We start from the raw sequence: 1,533 nt of genomic DNA, 5'->3' as shown, positions 1-1,533 counted from the left end.
TATTGTTCGCCGGGCTGGTGTCCATAGTGGTCGATCAAGTCGTTGACCAGGGCGATACGGTGCGGATTCGGGCTCGGACCCGGTCGGGGGCGGTGGCGTGCCCGGGGTGTGGGTGGCGGACACGGCGGGTGCACGCCTATCACGTGCGGCGGTTGGCGGACCTGCCGGTCGCCGGCCGTGGTGTCGTGCTCGAGCTGCGGGTGCGGCGGCTGGCATGCCGGAACCATGCTTGCGCCAGGCGGACGTTCCGGGAGCAGTTGCCGCGGTTGGCGGCCCGGTGGGGCCGGCGCACGCACCGGCTGACGACGTTGATCGCGCAGACCGGTGTGACCGTGGCGGGCCGGGCAGGCGCGGCGGTGCTGTCCCGGTTCGGGGTCCGGGTGTCGCGTTCGACGGTGTTGCGGCAGGTGATGGCGCTGCCGGTCCCGGCCCCGCCGACGTCGGCGGTGGTCAGTGTTGACGACTTTTCGCTGCGGCGAGGGCGTCGATACGCCACGCTGATCATCGACCCGGTCACGCACCGCCGCATCGACGTGCTGCCCGATCGCAAGGCCGCCACCCTCGCCGGCTGGCTGCGCGACCATCCCGGTATCGAGGTCGTGTGCCGGGACGGGTCAGCGACCTACGCCGAAGCGATCCGCCAGGGCGCACCTGGCGCGGTGCAGGTCAGCGACCGGTGGCATCTGTGGCACGGCCTCGCCGCCGCGGTGGAGAAGACCGTGATCGCGCACAGCAACTGCTGGCACGCCGGACCGCCCAGGATGACCCTCGCCCGCCAGCAGCACACCCGGCAGCGGCACGCCGCGGTGCATACCCTGCTCAACCAGGGGGCCGGGCTGCTGGAGTGCGCCCGCCGGCTGGGCTGGGCGCTCAACACCGTCAAACGGTATGCCCGCGCCGCGACCGCAGAGCAGTTGCAGCGCCCGGCCCAGTACCGCGCGACCCTCGTCGACCCCTACCGCGACCACCTGCGCCGGCGGCTCACCGAGGAACCCGGCGTCGCGGTGACCCGGCTGCTGGCCGAGATCCGCGAACAGGGCTACCCCGGCAGCGCCAACCTGCTGGTGCGCTACCTCAACCAGGGCCGCGCGGACGCGGCCACCACACCGCCATCACCACGGCGGCTGGTCGCCTGGCTCATGACCCGGCCCGCCGACCTACCCGCACCGCACCGCCGGCACCTGGCCGACCTCGTCGCCAGCTGCCCACCGCTGACCACCCTCGCCGCACGGATACGCGAGTTCGCCGAGTTGCTCACCCACCGCCGCGGCCATGACCTGCACACCTGGCTGGACACTGTGGACCGAGACGACCTGCCCGCGCTGCACGCCTTCTGCCACGGCCTGCGCAAGGACCTGCCCGCCGTCGTGGCCGGCCTGACCCTGCCCTACAGCAACGGCCCGATCGAAGGCGCCAACACCAAGGTCAAATTCCTGAAGCGCCAAATGTACGGCAGAGCCGGATTCCCGTTGCTACGACACAGAATCCTGCTCGCATGAGCGCCGAGACCACCACCGTCTTTGCGCCAGAGCC

1 protein-coding gene is annotated in these 1,533 nt (G+C 71.8%); it reads left to right on the top strand.

Annotated elements, in window-relative coordinates; all coding sequences use genetic code 11:
* The first annotated feature begins 2 nt into the window (after window positions 1–2).
* The gene (locus tag AB0B76_RS58935; protein WP_360395187.1) at window positions 3–1,499 is read left to right on the top strand and encodes an ISL3 family transposase; all 1,497 of its coding nucleotides are present in this window, start codon (window positions 3–5) and stop codon (window positions 1,497–1,499) included.
* Window positions 1,500–1,533 lie beyond the last annotated feature (34 nt).

The sequence above is a fragment of the Dactylosporangium sp. NPDC049140 genome, from assembly GCF_040648435.1.
The sequence above is the reverse complement of the archived record's forward strand: the minus strand, read 5'-3'. Positions and strand labels throughout refer to the sequence as shown.